Origin of the sequence: Janthinobacterium fluminis, assembly GCF_028595325.1 — a bacterium.
Taxonomy (GTDB): Bacteria; Pseudomonadota; Gammaproteobacteria; order Burkholderiales; family Burkholderiaceae_D; genus Janthinobacterium; species Janthinobacterium fluminis.
The window spans coordinates 1104351-1120436 of the sequence record NZ_JAQQXR010000001.1; the positions used below are offsets into that span (position 1 = coordinate 1104351).

The following is a 16086-nucleotide window of genomic DNA, read 5'->3' on the forward strand; positions in this document are numbered from 1 at the left end:
GCCAGTTGAGCGGGACGATTTTTTCGTCTCATTAGGGTTGTTTTTCCGTTTTCGACATGGTAATTTCAACAGGTCTAAAACCTAACGAGACGACCCCGACCCATGGCGCTCTACGGATATGCCCGCGTTTCCAGCAGCGACCAGGATTTCGCCCTGCAGGAGCAGGCGCTGCGCGCCGCCGGTTGCGACGTGGTCCGGGCCGAGACGGCGAGCGGCACCAGCCGCGCCGGCCGAACCGAACTGGCGACGCTGCTCGATTTCCTGCGGCGGGGCGATACGCTGGTCGTGACCAGGATTGATCGCCTCGCGCGCAGCATCAAGGATCTGCAAGACATTGTGCACACGCTGAAGGAGCGCGGCGTCACCATCAAGGCGACCGAGCAACCCATCGACACCCGCAGCGCGGCGGGCAAGGCATTCCTGGACATGCTGGGCGTGTTCGCCGAATTCGAAACCAACCTCCGGCGCGAGCGCCAGCTCGAGGGCATCGCCGCAGCCAAGGCGCGCGGCGCCTACCATGGGCGCAAGCCGTCGGTTAATTCTGCCGAAGTTCACCGCCTGAGCGTCGAGGAGAAACTGGGCGCGACAGAGATCGCGCGGCGGCTCGGCGTCGGCCGCGCCTCGGTGTACCGCGCGCTGGCCCGCTATGAGCGGCCGGCGTAAGGCGATTCCCGTCGATTCGCTGCTGTAACTACGGCAGCGGCTGGATCGCCTGCCGCCCAAGAGCCCGGAGCGGGCGGCCCAGATCGCTGCGGCCGCCGGCTTGTACGGCGTCTCCGCGACGACCGTCTATCGGGCGCTGCAAGCGGTTCAGAAGCCGAACGCTGTGCACCGCGCCGACTACGGCAAGCCACGACTGTTGCCGCAGATGGAGCTGGAGCGCTATTGCGAGCTGATCGCGGCGCTGAAACTGCGCACCACCAACAAGGCTGGGCGCCACCTTTCCACGGGGCGGGCCATCGAGCTAATGGAGGACTACGGCGTGGAAACGGCGCAGGGCTTGGTCAAGGCGCCCAAGGGCCTGCTGCGGCGCCCGACCGTCAATCGCCACCTTTCCCTGTTGCGACTGGACCAGCCCCACTTGTTGCGCGAACCGCCGGCGGTGCGTTTCCAGGCAGAGCACAGCAACGACTGCTGGCAATTCGACATGTCGCCGTCCGACCTCAAGCACATCGACAAACCCGATTGGATCGATCCTTCGAAGGGCGTGCCGACCTTGATGCTGTTCAGCGTGGTGGACGACCGCAGCGGCGTTGGCTACCAGGAGTACCAGTGCGTGTACGGCGAGGACGCCGAGTCCGCGCTGCGATTCCTGTTCAACGCCATGGCCGCCAAGGCCGATTCCGCGTTTCCGTTCCAGGGCCGGCCAAAGATGATCTATCTGGACAATGGGCCGGTGGCCAAGAGCAGGGTTTTCCAGAACGTCATGCTGGCCCTCGATATCGCGTGGCTCACGCATATCCCGGCCGGCAAGGACGGCACGCGCACGACGGCCAGGTCGAAGGGAAAGGTCGAGCGCCCGTTCAGGACGGTGAAGGAAGCTCACGAAACGCTTTACCACTTCCACAAGCCGGAAACGGAGCGCCAGGCCAACGAATGGCTGATGCGCTACCTGCTGCGTTACAACGACCAGGGGCATCGTTCGGAGAAGCATTCCCGGCTGGACGATTGGCTGGCCAACTTGCCGGCCGACGGCGTGCGGGACATGTGCGCGTGGGAGCAGTTCTGCCGCTTCGCGCGCGAACCGGAGCGCCGCAAGGTCGGCGTCGACGCGCGCATCACCATCGGCGGCACCGCCTACCAGGTGGAGCCGGACATGGCCGGCGAGACCGTCGTCCTGCTGTGGGGCTTGTTCGACGATGAAATGTACGTCGAGTTCGACGCCGAGAAATTCGGGCCCTACCGCCCGGTGTCCGGCCCGATCCCGCTGCACCGCTACCGCGCGTTCAAGCGCGGCAAGGCGGACGAGCGCGCCGACCGCATCCGCGCGCTCGCCGACCAGCTCGATCTGCCGATCAGCGCTTTGGCCGGAAGCGATGTGCATCTTGCGCCGCCGGCCGCCGCCATGCCGCTGCCGCACCAGCCGTTCGACGCTGCGGCGCACGAATACCACTTCGCCGGCGCCATCGCCGCCAAGCTGGCCATCGCCGACGACCTGGCGCGGCCGCTGGCGAAGCTGGCGCCGGCGGACCGCGCTTTCATCGACCAGGTGCTGGCCGAGACGCTCAACCGCAGCGTCGTGCTGGCGCGCGTGCGGGACTATTTCCGAAACAAACAATCAGGAGGGGACCATGCGGGTTGAGGTTATGCAGTACTACGGGCTCACGCAAGCGCTCAGCCAGGCCGGCTACTACGAGACCGAGCACCACCAGCAGCTCATCAAGGACATCAAGGGCGCGGTCATGCAGGGGCGCCTGATCGCCGTCTGCGGCGTAGTGGGCAGCGGCAAGACCGTCACGCTGCGCCGCCTGCAGCAAATCCTGAAAGAGGAAAACCGCGTGTCCGTCGCCAAGTCGATTTCGGTGGAGAAGCACAGCATCAAGCTGGCCACCTTGATTTCGGCGCTCTACTACGACCTGTCGCAGGACAAGCAGGTGCAAATCCCCAAGCAGGGTGAGCGGCGCGACCGCGAGCTGCAGGAACTGGTGAAAAAGGGCAAGCGCCCCGTGGCGCTGTTCATCGACGAGGCGCACGACCTGAACGGCCACACGCTCATCGGCCTCAAGCGCCTGATGGAAGTCGTGGAGGACGTCGGCGGCCGGCTGTCGGTGATCCTGGCCGGCCATCCCAAACTGCGCAACGACCTGCGCCGGCCGACGATGGAGGAAATCGGCTACCGCACCGATATCTTCAATCTGGACGGCATCGCCGGCAGCCAGCGCGACTACATCCATTGGCTGCTCGGCGTCAGCACCGGCAACAAGACCGAGCCAGGGGATATCCTGACGCCCGAGGCGATCGACATGCTGGCCACCAAGCTGCGCACGCCGCTGCAGGTCCAGCTGCACCTGACGCTGGCGCTCGAGGCGGGCTACCAGACGGGCGAGAAGCCGGTCACGGCGGAATTGGTGGAGACGGTGCTGTCGCGCCAACTCGACGACCTGGAGCCAACACTGGCGCGTCACGGCTACCGGCTCAAGGACATGACCGAACAGTTCGACGCCAAAGCGGCTGAGATCCGCGCGATGTTCAGCAACCAGCTCGAACCGAAGCGCACTGCCGAGATACGTGAGCGCATGCTGGCGGCGGGCTTGCCGATATGAGCCGTCATTCGCAGTTAGCGTGAGCCGGTGGGCATGGAATGCGAGCCGGCGCCGTCGATTGCAAGCTCATTTGCAGATAGCGTGAGCACGAGCCTACTATCATTTGCAGTTAATTCGAGCCGGAATTGGCGTCGAATGCGAGCACGGTAGGTTTGAAACGCGAGCCGCTACATGTATCGAGAGTGAATTCAGGGCGAATCAGCGCTAATCATCGTTGCACAGTTTGCGACTGACGGTGCCGGCAGCGCGGGGCTGCCGGGGCTGGGCCGCTCACGCCCGTGTCACTGCAATGGCGGGAGGAGGGGGGCGGAATAAGGACAATTAAGTTAATCAAGCCCATCAGGCTATATAGCCATAACCGCCTGCAATCAACACCGGAGCAATAATCAGGATTCCCCAAAACGGCGACTTGGGAAATGCGCACAAGCCGAGTACGGACGCGATCAACATATAGATGCCGATAATGCGAAGCAATACTGGGCCTCGTCTGCGCCAACGTCCCTGATTCCAAGTCCCTGCCTAAATCTTCTCGATCTGTTTGTTGATCGCGTTCACCGCGCGCTGATTGCGCTCGCTGTAGCGGTCGGTGAGATAGCCGGTGCGGCCACGCAGCAGCAGCGTCATTTTGAATAATTCCTCCATCACGTCGACCACGCGATCGTAATAAGCCGAAGGCCGCATGCGCCCCTCGTCGTCAAATTCCTTGTAGGCCATCGGCACGGACGACTGGTTCGGAATGGTGAGCATGCGCATCCAGCGGCCCAGCAGGCGCAAGGTATTGACCACGTTGAAGGATTGCGAGCCGCCGCACACCTGCATCACGGCCAGCGTGCGGCCCTGGCTTGGGCGAATCGCGCCCATCTCCAGCGGTATCCAGTCGATCTGGTTTTTCATCACGGCGGTGATCGCGCCGTGGCGCTCCGGGCTGCACCAGACCTGGCCCTCGGACCACAGGCACAGCTCGCGCAATTCGGCGACCTTGGGATGGTCGTCCGGCACGCTGCCGGCCATCGGCAACTCCATCGGGTCGTAGATTTTCACCTCGGCGCCGAAGTGTTCCAGAATGCGCGCCGCTTCATAGGTCAGGAAGCGGCTGAAAGATCGCTCGCGCAGCGATCCGTACAGCATCAGAATGCGCGGCCGGTGGCTCATGTCGCCCACCTGGGCAAGCTTGTCCAGCGAGGGCGTGTCCATCTGCGCCGGCGAGATGTTGGGCAAGTTCTCGATCTTATCCATGCTGTATGCGCCGCCCTTGTTCGTCGATCACGCGCTCGCCGTCTTCCTTGGTGAACGCAGCTTGCTGCGGCTGGGGCAGAATGTCGAGCACCAGCTCCGATGGCCGGCACAGCCGCACGCCAAGCGGAGTCACCACGAAAGGCCGGTTGATTAAAATAGGGTGGGCGAGCATCGCTTCGAGCAATTCCTGATTGCCGATGGACGGCGAGTCCAGTCCCAGTTCCCGATATGGGCTGCCTTTTTCGCGGACCGCCGCAGGGATCGTCAGGCCGGCCTTGGCAATCAGGTCGACCAGCGTTGCCTCATCGGGCGGATGCTTCAGGTATTCAATAATGACCGGCTCGATGCCGGCATTGCGGATGAGGCCCAGCGTGTTGCGGGACGTGCCGCAGTCGGGGTTGTGGTAGATCGTCACAGTCATGATTGCTTCTCCATTAAGTCAGCCGCACGGCGAGCGCGGCCAGGGTGATCAGCAGCACCGGCAAGGTCAACACGATGCCGACGCGGAAATAGTAAGCCCACGAAATCTGTATGTCCTTGCTGGACAGGACATGCAGCCATAGCAGCGTCGCCAGGCTGCCTATGGGCGTGATTTTCGGCCCGAGGTCGCTGCCGATAACGTTGGCATACACCATCGCCTCGCGCACCGCGCCTTGCGACGTCGTGGCGTCGATCGACAGGGCACCGATCAGCACGGTCGGCATATTGTTCATGATCGACGACAGGATCGCCGTGATGAAGCCGGTGCCGAGCGCGGCTCCCCACACGCCATACCCCGCGCACGCGTTGAGCATGCCGGTCAGGTAGCCGGTCAGGCCGGCGTTGCGCAAGCCGTAGACCACCAGGTACATGCCCAGCGAGAACACCACAATTTGCCAGGGGGCGTTGCGCACGACCTCGCGGGTGGAAATCTTGTGGCCGCGCGCGGCCACGATCAGCAACAGGATCGCGCCAACCGCCGCCACGGCGCTGATCGGCACGCCGAGGCGTTCCAGCCAGAAGAAGCCGACCAGCAGCAGGCCCAGCACCCACCAGCCGGTGAGGAAGGTGGCGCGGTCGTGAATGGCCTCTTCAGGTGCCTTGAGCTGGGCCAGCTCGTAGTTGGCGGGGATATCCTTGTGGAAAAAACACAGCAAGACCCCCAGCGTGGCCGCCACTGCCACCAGGTTGACCGGCACCATGACGGCGGCGTAGCGCGCGAAGCCGATGTTGAAATAGTCGGCCGACACGATGTTGACCAGATTCGACACCACCAGCGGCAGGCTCGACGTGTCGGCGATGAAACCCGCCGCCATCACAAAGGCCAGCGTCGCCTTGGGCGGGAAACGCAGCGCGCGCAGCATGGCAATGACGATAGGCGTCAAGATCAGCGCCGCGCCATCGTTGGCGAACAGCGCGGCCACCGCGGCGCCCAGCAGGACCAGCAGCACGAACAGGCGCTTGCCGTTGCCGCGCCCCCAACGGGCGACATGCAGCGCCGCCCATTCGAAGAAACCGGCCTTGTCCAACAGCAGGCTGATGATGATGACGGCGACAAAGGTGCTTGTCGCATTCCAGACGATGTGCCAGACCACGGGGATGTCGGCGGTATGAATGACGCCTGCCAGCAGCGCGACGACAGCGCCGGCGGCGGCGCTCCAGCCGATGCCGAGCCCGCGGGGCTGCCAGATGACGAAAATCAATGTGCTTGCAAAGATCAGAAACGCTGTGAGCACGGCGTGTCCTTAAAAGTGGCGTCAACGTTGAAAAGGAGAATCGAGCGCTCCGATGAGCAGTGGCGATAGCGGGCGTCCGGCCCAGGCCAAATGGCGCCGATCTTGCTATGCAGCGGCGCCGCAGCCCACCGGTCCGCAAGGGATGCCGGCGCAGCAGTTCTCGGTCAGATAGCCGATCAGCGCGTTCATCGCCGCCAGGTCCGCCGAATAAATGACGAAGCGCCCCTCGCTGCGCGAATTGATCAGCTTGGCGTGCGTCAGCTCCTTCAGATGAAACGACAGCGAGGACGGCGTGATGTCGAGTTGTTCGGCGATCTTGGTCGCGGCCATGCCGCCGGGGCCGATCTGGACCAGCAGCCGGAACACGGCCAAGCGGCTTTCCTGGGCGATGGCCGCCAGCGCGGCGAGAACTTCCTTGGTTTCCATGGTCGTCACTTTCACAATCCAATAAGTATTGAACTATACTACCCCATAAGCTACGATATTTCAAATAATATGGAATTAATTTGGCGGTTTCAGAGTTGCAATTACGGAATGCGACATGCCTGACGGCTATTTCAAACGTTACAAAGCGGCCCGCGGATGGTAAGGTATCAGTCTCAGCCGCGAACGCGGCGGAACGGCCGCGCGCCCGAGAGAAATTTGTTATTCCATTAGTCCACAATACAGCAAAGATACACATGTTTGAGATGCTTCGGCCGCCCGTGTCATGAGAGTCGACACCTTGCTCAAGTTGCGGAAACTCTTCGCCGTGCTGGTCGCGGCCGTGCTCACCGTGCTGCTGGTCGTATCCGCCTTTGTGTTCCACACCCTGCACCAAAGCAAGCTGCGTTACTATGCGAACGCCGAGGAAACCTCGCGCAATCTGGCCATTTCGTTGGAAAACTTCCTGCATTCGCACTTCCAGGAAGTCGAATTGACCGTGCACCGGGCCGCCGAGGAATTCCGCACGCTGCACAAGAACGGGCAGTTCAACGACGCCGACTTCAGCGCCTACCTGCGCACGCTCAAGGAGCGCGTTCCCCAGGCCCGCTCGATACGCGGCTCGAACCGCGACGGCCTGGTGATCTACGGCGAGGAAATCGACCCGAACAAGCTGCAAAGCCTGGCCATCCGCGAGTTTTTCCAGCGCGCCCAGACCGAGCGCGAGCTCATCTTCGGCGTGCCCGTCAAATCGCGCATTTCCGGCGAATGGGTCTGGCCGCTCGTGTACGCGCTGACCATGCCCGACAGCAGCTTCGGCGGCACCGTCTACGTGAACATGAACAATTCCCGCGTCGCCGAATTGTTTGCCTCATTAAACATCGGCGCGCACGGCGTCATCACCCTGTTAGACGACCGCCGCCGCGTGCTGCACCGCTTCCCCGATGCCAAGGGCGTGCCGGCCGGCAGCGCCGTGCGCCTGTCGCCGGAAACCATGGCCATCATCGCCAAGGCGACGCGGCGCGCCACGTATTCGGCCGAAAGCGGGCTCGACGGAGAACGGCGCATCTACAGCATCGAAAAAATCGGTGCCTATCCCGTGTATGTCCTGGTCGGCCTGTCCGACCAGGACGTGCTGGCGCCGTGGTGGGGCGAGGCGCGCAACGCCGGCATCTTCCTCGCCAGCCTGGTCGCGCTGGCGGCCGCGCTGCTGCTGGGCGTGCGCCTCTCGCTGCAAAAGCAATACCAGGCGCTCGAACAACTGGTGGAAAAGGACCACGCGCTGCAAGGTTCGTTGGCGGCGCTCACCGAGTCCGAGTCGCGCTGGCGCTCGCTCACCGAGGGCTTGCCGCAAATGGTGTGGACGCGCACGCCGTCGCTGCGCTTCGACTTCCTCAGCCACCACTGGTTCGACTACACCGGCCATCCGCCCGACGGCGCGCTGGCCGGCGGCGACTGGAGCGGCGTGATCCACCCGGACGACCGCGAAAAGATCGACGCCGCCTGGAAAGTCGCCTATGCCGGCGGCCTGCCGTTCCGCTGCGACTGCCGCCTGCGCCGCCACGACGGCGCCTGGCGCATGTTCGACAACCACGGCTTGCCGCAGAAGGACATCGACGGCAACGTCATCTGCTGGGTCGGCGGCAGCACCGACATCACCGAGGCGCGCGAGGCCCACGACGCCTTGCTCGTCGCTAAGGAGCAGGCGCTCAACGCGGGCCGGGCGAAATCGGAATTCGTCGCCAATATGAGCCACGAAATCCGCTCGCCGATGAACGCCGTGCTGGGCATGTTGCAACTGTTGCAGCAAACCCGCATGGACGGCCGCCAGCGCGACTACGCCGCCAAGGCCGAATCGGCGGCGCGCTCGCTGCTGGGACTGCTCAACGACATCCTCGACTTTTCCAAGGTCGAGGCGGGCAAACTGGCGCTCGATCCGCACCCGTTCAGCCTCGACAAGCTGCTGCGCGACCTGGCGGTGGTGCTGTCGGCCAATGTCGGCGCCAAGGACATCGAAATCCTCTTCCACATCGACCCCGCGCTGCCCGACTGGATGGTGGGCGACGGGCTGCGCCTGCAGCAGATCTTGCTGAACCTGGCGGGCAACGCCATCAAATTCACCGAGCACGGCGAAGTCCTGCTGCAAGTGCAACTGCTGGCGCACAGCGACACCAGCCTGAACATCGCGTTCACGCTGCGCGACACCGGCATCGGCATCTCTGCGGCCCACTGCCAGCGCATCTTCGACGGCTTTTCCCAGGCCGAGGCGTCGACGGCGCGGCGCTACGGCGGCACCGGGCTGGGCCTGGCCATCAGCCAACGCCTGGTGCATCTGATGGGCGGCACGCTGCGCGTCGACAGCGAACTGGGGCAGGGCAGCGCCTTCACCTTCAACATCGAACTGCAACGCGCCGACGCCCCGCCGGCCGAGGAGTCGGCGCTGGCCCGCCACGCCAGGCTGCAGCGCCTGAACTGCCTGGTGGTCGACGACAACCCGACCGCGCGCATGGTGCTGACGGAAATGGCCAGCTCCTTCGGCTGGCGCATCGACGCCGTCGAGGACGGCTTCGCCGCGCTGGCCGCCGTGGCCCAGGGCGGCGCCGGCCGTCCCTACGACGTCGTCTTCATCGACTGGCGCATGCCGACGCTGGACGGCTGGGAAACCAGCCGGCAGATCCGCAAATTGACGCCGGCCGACACCACCCCGCTGATCGTCATGGTCACCGGCCACGACCGTGAAATGCTGGCGCAAAAGCAGGCCCATCTGGCGTCCGTGCTCGACGGCGTCCTGGTCAAACCGGTGACCGCCTCGATGTTGTTCGACGCCGTCGCCGATGCCCGGCTGGGCCGGCGCCCGGCCGCCACGCTCCAGCCGGCGACGCAGCGCCGCCTGCAGGGGCTACGCCTGCTGCTGGTCGAGGACAACCCGACCAACCAGCAAGTGGCCTACGAGCTGCTGAGCCACGACGGCGCCGACGTCGACGTGGCCAGCTGCGGCCAGGCGGCCATCGACGCCTTGCGTGGCGATGGCCCGGCGCCCGACCTGATCTTGATGGACATACAAATGCCGGACATGGACGGCTACGCGGCCACCCGGGCGATCCGCGCCGAACTTGGCTGGCGCGCGCCGCCCATTGTCGCCATGACCGCCAACGTCATGGCGGCCGACCGCGAAGCGGCGCTGGCCGCCGGCATGGTCGACCATGTCGGCAAACCCTTCGATCTGGAGCAATTGATCGAGGTCATCCTGCGCCACGGCCGGCCGGAAGGGCATGCGACGCCCGCACCGGCGGCGGCGGACCAGGCCGGCGCGGCGGCGGATGGCCTGAACGGCGCCGCGGCGCTGGCCAGGCTGGGCGGCAACAAGGCCGTCTACCTGATCGCGCTACGCAACTTCGGCGCCGAATCGGCCAAAGCCAGCGCGCAATTGCTGGCGGCGCTGGCCGGGCAAGAGCGCGACGCGGCCCTGCCTTTGCTGCACACTTTAAAGGGGAATGCCGGCACCGTCGGCGCGGAGCACCTGGCCAGCCTGGCGGCCCAGGCGGAGCAGTCGCTGAAAGAAGCTGCGCAATCTGCCGCCTGCTGGGAGCAGATTGCCGCCGTCATCCGGGAAATTCCGCAGGCGAGCGAGGCCGTCGACCGGCTCGCCGCGGCGATGGAGCGGGCCGGGCGGGAATAAACCGCTACATCACCGTTTCGATGCCATGGAAATTTTCATAGAAATCGAGGTCGATGCTTTGCCCCGGGGCGAAGGTGAAGGGCACGCCCAGCCACGCCTGCAACCGTTCGGCCTGCGCCGTGCTGCCGTTCCACAGCAGCTTGCCGATCTTGCGCTTGGGCGCGGGCGTGACCGTAAACGCCAGCCGGCGGTGGCCCCGCTTCACGTCCAGCGTCAGCGCTTCCGGCTGGGCCGCGGCCCAGGCCAGCGCGGCCGGCGTGAAATTGAAGCCGTTGACGCCGGTGATGACGTCCTGCGGCGCCAGGCCGCTGCGCCCGGCCGGCGTGTCGTCGAGCACGTTATAAATCGTCGGCGCCCCGTCGTTGAGGAACATGACGCCCAACTGGTTCACCGTTTCGTGCAGCACGACAAATCCCAGTTGTTCGAGCAGCGCCTCGGTCGTCAAGCCGGCCGGGTGGCGCACGGCCGCCTCGATCAGCGTGCCCAGGCCGGCGCGCTGTCCGTTGAAATAGGCGACGGTGTCGGCGACCGTATAACCGGCGTAACCGGGTCCGCCGCTGACGTATTCCTCGTAGAAGCCGCGGAAGGCGCTGTCGAGCGACTGCGTGGCCGAGCCCAGCCTTAGCGTGGCGTCGGCGCCGAAGGCGATCAACATGCCCTTGTCGTAATAATCGATGCAGTTGGCCGGCCGGCCCGGGTATTTCGGGCTGTGGTTCAGATAGGTCGCCAGCGAGGAGTCGGCGCCGCTGACGCGCTCGTAGGCGGGCACGGCGCGTAGGTGCTCCAGGTAGCCGACGACGGCGCTGAAGAATTGCCCGGCGCCGTAGACGCCGGCGCGGGTACAGGACAGGAACTCGTAATAGCGGGTGAAGCCCTCGGCCATCCACAAGCCGTCGCTGAAGCTGCCGCTACTCAGTTCGCGGTCCAGGTGCATCAGCGGCGCCGGCCGCAGGCGCCGCACGTTCCAGGCGTGGAACAGCTCATGGGCGCAGACGCGCACGCCGACGGCATTCTTGTCGGCGTCGACGAAGACGTCGGGATCGAGGCCGCACATGGTGCTCGTCAAATGCTCCAACCCCCATTCATTGCTGGGATTGAGGCTGAGCACGAAAGTGTAGTCCTGGAAGGGGAAGCCGCCGAAGACCTGGTGGAAGCCGGCCGCGACGGCGGCCACGCTGTCGACGAAGGCCGGCGCCCCCTCGGCGAAGCCGACGCCGCCGTCGACGAAGGTGAAATAGAAGGGCGTGCCGTGGACCGTGCGCTCCAGCAGCTCGTAGCGGCCCATGACGACCGGCGTGTCCAGCAGCACCTCGTAACTCGGGTAGCGCCACGTGTTGAGCCCCGTTTCCACCGCTCCGGACGGATGGTGCACGCGGCCTTGCCAGTCGGCGGGCAGGGCGTAGCCGACCGTGCAAGGCCCCAGATAGGCCGGGCTGTGCAGGTAGCGCGCGCCCATCAGCACCGCATACTCGTTGTCGACGATGCCGGAGGGCTCGCCCAGTTCGGGCGCATAGGCCCAGGCGCGGTAGCTGACGGTGACGTCGCCGCTGCCGCCTTCGATATGGAAAGCCTGCCAGCCGTCGCGGCTCAACGCCAGCGGCGCGCCGCTGGCCGTGTCGCTGGCCCGCACGTCGAACAGGTCGCGGGCCAGCGGGGCGAAGCTGTAGTCGCCAGGCACCCAGGTGGGAATCTCCAGGCGGATCTGGCCGGTGGCGACGGCGCCGGTCAGGCGCATGCGCACCGCCAGTTCGTGGCGCTCGGGGTGGACGGTGACGTCATAATGGACGTCGGATGAATCTGTTGTCATGCTCATGGCTCGCTCCTGTGGTGGGAAAGCAAAAAAGTACCGGCGCCGTCAAGCGCGGGACGGCCCAGCCGGCCCGCCCCGCGCTTGCCGCATCAGGTGACGATGGGCGGGATCGGCGCGAACATCGCGCTGTTGCCCTTGGCCGCCGCGGTCGGCTCGATTTCCAGCGCCGCCCGTATCCCCGACTCGATCGCTCCCTCTATCCAGGCGTGCCGCAGCGTGGTCCAGTCGCCGGCGAAGTGCAGATTGCCGACCGGCGGCGCGACATGCTCCTGCAACTCGCTGAGCTGGCCGGGCGCGAACATGGCCGCCTCGCCCATCGCGAATGGGCTTTCGTCCCAGTTGACGGAAAAACCGGAGATGAAATGCTTGCGCACATAGTCGCCGTGCACCTGGGCCACGCCGTCCAGGGCGAACTGCACGCGCTGTTCGTTGTTCAGCGAACCCCAGCCGCGCGCCTCCGTCTCCCAGGTGTAACTGGCCAGTATCACGCCGGCCTGTTCGCCGAAACCGTGGCTGGGGTAGTAGATCATGCGGTTGGCCAGGTCCGTCACGGAACCGCCGCCCCAGATGTTGTCGCGGGTTTCCCAGAAGCGCTCGTCGAAGCTGAGCAAGACCTTGGCCGCCGAGTCGTAGTACAGCTCGCGTATCATCTTGCGCTTCTGCTGCGGCAGCAGCGGGCTGAAGTCGACCGTGCGCAAACAGGGCACGGGCACGGTCAGGATCACATGGTCGGCGCTGAAGCTGCCGACGAACTGCCCGGACGACAGTTCCGCGCCCAGGCCGGGCGCGCCGTTCCAGTGCTTGTCGAAGGGGCTGAACGACAGCGTGGCGCGGGCGCCGCTGGCGGACCAGGCCACGCTGTCTATCCATTCGTTGAAGCAGACCTGCACGCCGGCCGCCTGCAGCGCGGCAATCCAGGCTTTGACGAGGTTGTCGCTGCCGTTGCTGATTTCCCAGTACATATTGTCCGAGTTAATCAGCGACATCTCGATGAGGTTTTGCACGAAGGACAGCGAACGCCGGCTTTCCAGGTTTTGCAGCACCTCGACAAACTCAATGCCGTTTTCCGACAGCAGCGAGAATTGCTGGAAGAAGCCATTGATCGAATACTGGTCGTAGCGGGCGATGGCCTCCGGCCAGTTGGCCCGCGGCGCCGCGTTGACATAGTCCTTGACGAAGTCGGTGATGCTGGCCAGCATGGCCGGCCCGTTCATCCGCTGTTGCTGCTCGGGCAGGTCCGACAAGTCGTAACCGAGCGCCTTGGCCGGATACTCCTGGCCCAGATAGTCGCCAGTGCGCATCTTGACGCCGTTCACATAGGTCCACGCGTGGTAAGCCTTGGCGGGCGGTTCCGGCGCCGCGTCGTCGCAGATGACCCGGTTCTGGTCCTGCGGCTTGATGCTGTCCTTCTTCACGTCCACCTGGTAAAAGAAATTCACCGGCACCGCGTACTTGCAAATATAGGTGCGCAGCATGTGGTGGATCTGCAGCGGCAAACGCATCGCCCCGGCCTCGCCATACAGCTCGGGGCGGCCGAAATACTGTTCGCCGCGCAGCGTCAGGATGCGTCCGCCGATGCGGGTGTTGCCCTCGAAGATAGTGACCTCGTGGCCGGCCTCGGCCAGCAACTGGGCCGACACCAGGCCGGCCACGCCGGCGCCGACGATGGCGATCTTCTGCGGCTTCGCGGTCTTCGGCAAGCCGTTCTTGATGATGGCGAGGTACTCGGCGACGACGGGGTCGTGCTGCTCGTCGAGCAAGTCGTGGAAAGTTTTGCTCATGGCTAGGCCCCCGCCTTGGCAGGCGTGCCGCCGCAATCGAGCTTCCAGCGCGTATTGCTGGGCAGGTCGGTGCTGACGTTGCGCACCGCCACCAGGGTGAAGGTCGAGCGGCGCGGCGGCGGCGGGCCGCCGTCGAATTCGGCGCAGCCGGTGCCGCTGCCGTCCGCGCACGGCCCCGTCGGCACGCGCGGCGGCGGCGAGCCCTCCTTGATAATTTGCAGCACCGCCGTCAACTCCTCGTTCGTCGTCACCTCGTAGCCGACGCCGCCGAAACCCTGGGCCAGCGCCTTCCAGTCCCACAGCGCCGTCTGCGGCACGCGGCAGAGCGCGGCGAACGGCGGCGCCGTGCCTTGTCCGCCGCCGTCGCTGGCGCAGAAGGCGTTGGCGTTGATCAGGAATTGCTCGATGGCGAACACCCCGTTGGCCATGACGAACACGACGTTGTCCAGGCCGAGCTCGCCGATGGTGCCGATGGCGTTGCAGCTCTGGGCAAAGGCGCCGTCGCCGGACACGGAAATGACGCGCCGCTTGCTGCCGGCCCGCGCCAGCGCCAGCTTGACGCCGTAACTGGCCGCCGGCGAGTAGCCGATCGCGCCCCAGGCCAGTTGTGCGATGAAGCCGTTTTGCGGCGACTTGATGTTGTTCAGGTTGTAAAAGCTCAGCCCCGTGTCGGCCAGCACGACGGGCGCGTCGCCGTTCTCGTCGTTGCCGAAGGTAGTCAGATACTCGTGGTGCAGCAGCGACTTGAAGCTGTCCCAGGTGATCTGGGCGCCGGCGGGGAAGCTGGCCACCGGCGGAATGTCCCAGACCGGGCCGACGAGGGCGGGGAAGGGCACCCCCGGCAGGCGGCTGTCGGCGGCGACCAGCGCCTGCTGGACGGTGGCCAGGCTCGGATAGGCGGCCACCAGGGCATTCATCGCGGCGCCGGTCGGCGCGCCGATCACCTCGGCGAGCGAGGCGACGAAGGGCGCCAGCGCAATGTCGCCCCAATACATCGAGCCCAGCGCCGGGTCGGTCAACGCGCTGTTGATGCGCGCGGCGCCCTTGCGCACCTCGATGGTGGCGGCGATGGGCAGGCCGGGCAGGGCGTCGGGGTTGGAATCGACGCTGGCCAGGCCGGAGAAATTGAAGTCCGTCTCGTGCACGCCGATACTGAGGATGACGTCGGCGGCGCGCACCAGATCCTGCACGTTTTGCTGCGAATTCTTGCCGTTGTAGGTGCCCGAAAAATACGGCGCGTTGTACTCGCTGAGGATGCTCTTGCCGAGCAAACTAGACAAATAGGGCGCCTTCAGCGTGGTCAACAGCTTTTTGAAGCTTTCCTGCAGGCCGAAGCGGGCCACCTCCATGCCGCCCAGCACCACCAGCTTGCGGGCGCCCACCAGCACCGGCAGCACCGAGGCGACGGCTTCGTCGAGCGAGGTCTGGTTTTGCGGCACCGCCGCCTTCAGCAGCGGCGGGCGCGAGGCGACGGAAGCGACCGGGAAGGCTTCCATGGTGTTGGCGATTTCGATGTACACGGGCTTCGAGGTGGTGATGCAGGCGCTCAGCGCGGCGTCGATCAAGTCCGGCGCGTAGGCCGGGTTGTCGATGCGCACGGCCATCTGCGTCACTTCCTGGAACACCCGCAAGTCCGTGTAGGAACCGTCGAACATATGGTGCCACAGCACTCCCTGGTCGCGCTGCGAGTTGAACTGGGCCGGCGACGGCGAACCGTTGACCAGCACCAGCGGCACGCTCTCGACGAAGGCGCCGGCCACGGCCTGCACGGCGTTCAGCGCACCCACGCCGTAGGTCGTGGCGACGCAGCCGACGGCGGCGCCGCCGGTGGCGCGGCCGTAGCCGTCGGCGGCGTAGGTGGCGCACATCTCATTGTTCGGGTGCACGCGCACCAGGCCGGCGTTGTGCTCCGTGTCCAGCGTCTCGACCCACTCGCTGATGTAGTCGCCCGGAATGGCCATCACATGCCCGACGCCGATCTCGGCGAGGCGCTTGTTCAGGTAAGTGGCGACGGTTTCGCCGTCCGCGTCGGCGCGCACGGCGAAGGCGGACAAGGCGTTCTGATCCGCGCCGTGCTTGCTGCGCGCGTCGTACAACGCTTGCGGCGAGCGGAACTGCCGCTGGTACTGCTTCGGAGAGAGGAGGTAACTTTGCGACATGTCAATTCCTTCAAAATGAA

General features: G+C 65.3%; 11 protein-coding genes. 4 read left to right on the top strand and 7 right to left on the bottom strand.

The window, feature by feature from the left end; all coding sequences use genetic code 11:
• The first annotated feature begins 102 nt into the window (after positions 1 to 102).
• From OIK44_RS04840 to OIK44_RS04850, 3 genes are read left to right on the top strand one after another with little or no spacing between them, the layout of a single operon-like run.
• Positions 103 to 663 carry a recombinase family protein gene (locus tag OIK44_RS04840; protein ID WP_273669570.1) on the top strand — a complete coding sequence of 187 codons (561 nt, stop codon included), beginning with the start codon at positions 103 to 105 and terminating at the stop codon, positions 661 to 663.
• A 40-nt stretch (positions 664 to 703) separates the two neighbouring features.
• Positions 704 to 2302, top strand: a complete 1599-nt coding sequence (locus tag OIK44_RS04845) for an IS481 family transposase (protein ID WP_273669790.1) — start codon at positions 704 to 706, stop codon at positions 2300 to 2302.
• Complete coding sequence (locus OIK44_RS04850) at positions 2292 to 3263, top strand: ExeA family protein (protein ID WP_273669571.1); 972 nt, start codon at positions 2292 to 2294, stop codon at positions 3261 to 3263. Before OIK44_RS04845 ends, OIK44_RS04850 begins: the two co-directional genes overlap by 11 nt.
• Before the next feature lie 519 nt (positions 3264 to 3782).
• Here OIK44_RS04850 and arsH read toward each other — a convergent pair.
• From arsH to OIK44_RS04870, 4 genes are all read right to left on the bottom strand, one after another.
• Complete coding sequence (arsH, locus tag OIK44_RS04855) at positions 3783 to 4499, bottom strand: arsenical resistance protein ArsH (protein ID WP_273669572.1); 717 nt, start codon at positions 4497 to 4499, stop codon at positions 3783 to 3785.
• Entirely contained in the window at positions 4492 to 4920 is a 429-nt protein-coding gene (arsC, locus tag OIK44_RS04860; RefSeq protein WP_273669573.1) for an arsenate reductase (glutaredoxin), read from the bottom strand. Before arsC ends, arsH begins: the two co-directional genes overlap by 8 nt.
• A gap of 13 nt (positions 4921 to 4933) precedes the next feature.
• Positions 4934 to 6214, bottom strand: coding sequence for an arsenic transporter (locus tag OIK44_RS04865; protein ID WP_273669574.1), 1281 nt, complete (start codon positions 6212 to 6214; stop codon positions 4934 to 4936).
• Positions 6215 to 6319: 105 nt separating this feature from the next.
• Positions 6320 to 6640 (bottom strand): ArsR/SmtB family transcription factor, encoded by a 321-nt coding sequence (locus OIK44_RS04870; RefSeq protein WP_273669791.1) that lies wholly within the window; start codon positions 6638 to 6640, stop codon positions 6320 to 6322.
• Between the two features lie 283 nt (positions 6641 to 6923).
• On the opposite strand from OIK44_RS04870, the gene OIK44_RS04875 reads away from it, so the two are divergent.
• Positions 6924 to 10316 carry a response regulator gene (locus tag OIK44_RS04875; RefSeq protein ID WP_273669575.1) on the top strand — a complete coding sequence of 1131 codons (3393 nt, stop codon included), beginning with the start codon at positions 6924 to 6926 and terminating at the stop codon, positions 10314 to 10316.
• Positions 10317 to 10320: 4 nt separating this feature from the next.
• Here the strand turns inward: OIK44_RS04875 and OIK44_RS04880 are convergent, their stop codons facing one another.
• From OIK44_RS04880 to OIK44_RS04890, 3 genes are all read right to left on the bottom strand, one after another.
• A complete protein-coding gene (locus tag OIK44_RS04880; protein ID WP_273669576.1) occupies positions 10321 to 12129 on the bottom strand; it encodes a M61 family metallopeptidase in 1809 nt (602 codons plus the stop codon).
• An 86-nt stretch (positions 12130 to 12215) separates the two neighbouring features.
• Complete coding sequence (locus OIK44_RS04885) at positions 12216 to 13907, bottom strand: flavin monoamine oxidase family protein (protein WP_273669577.1); 1692 nt, start codon at positions 13905 to 13907, stop codon at positions 12216 to 12218.
• A 2-nt stretch (positions 13908 to 13909) separates the two neighbouring features.
• Positions 13910 to 16066, bottom strand: coding sequence for a thiamine pyrophosphate-binding protein (locus OIK44_RS04890; protein ID WP_273669578.1), 2157 nt, complete (start codon positions 16064 to 16066; stop codon positions 13910 to 13912).
• Positions 16067 to 16086: the final 20 nt, after the last annotated feature.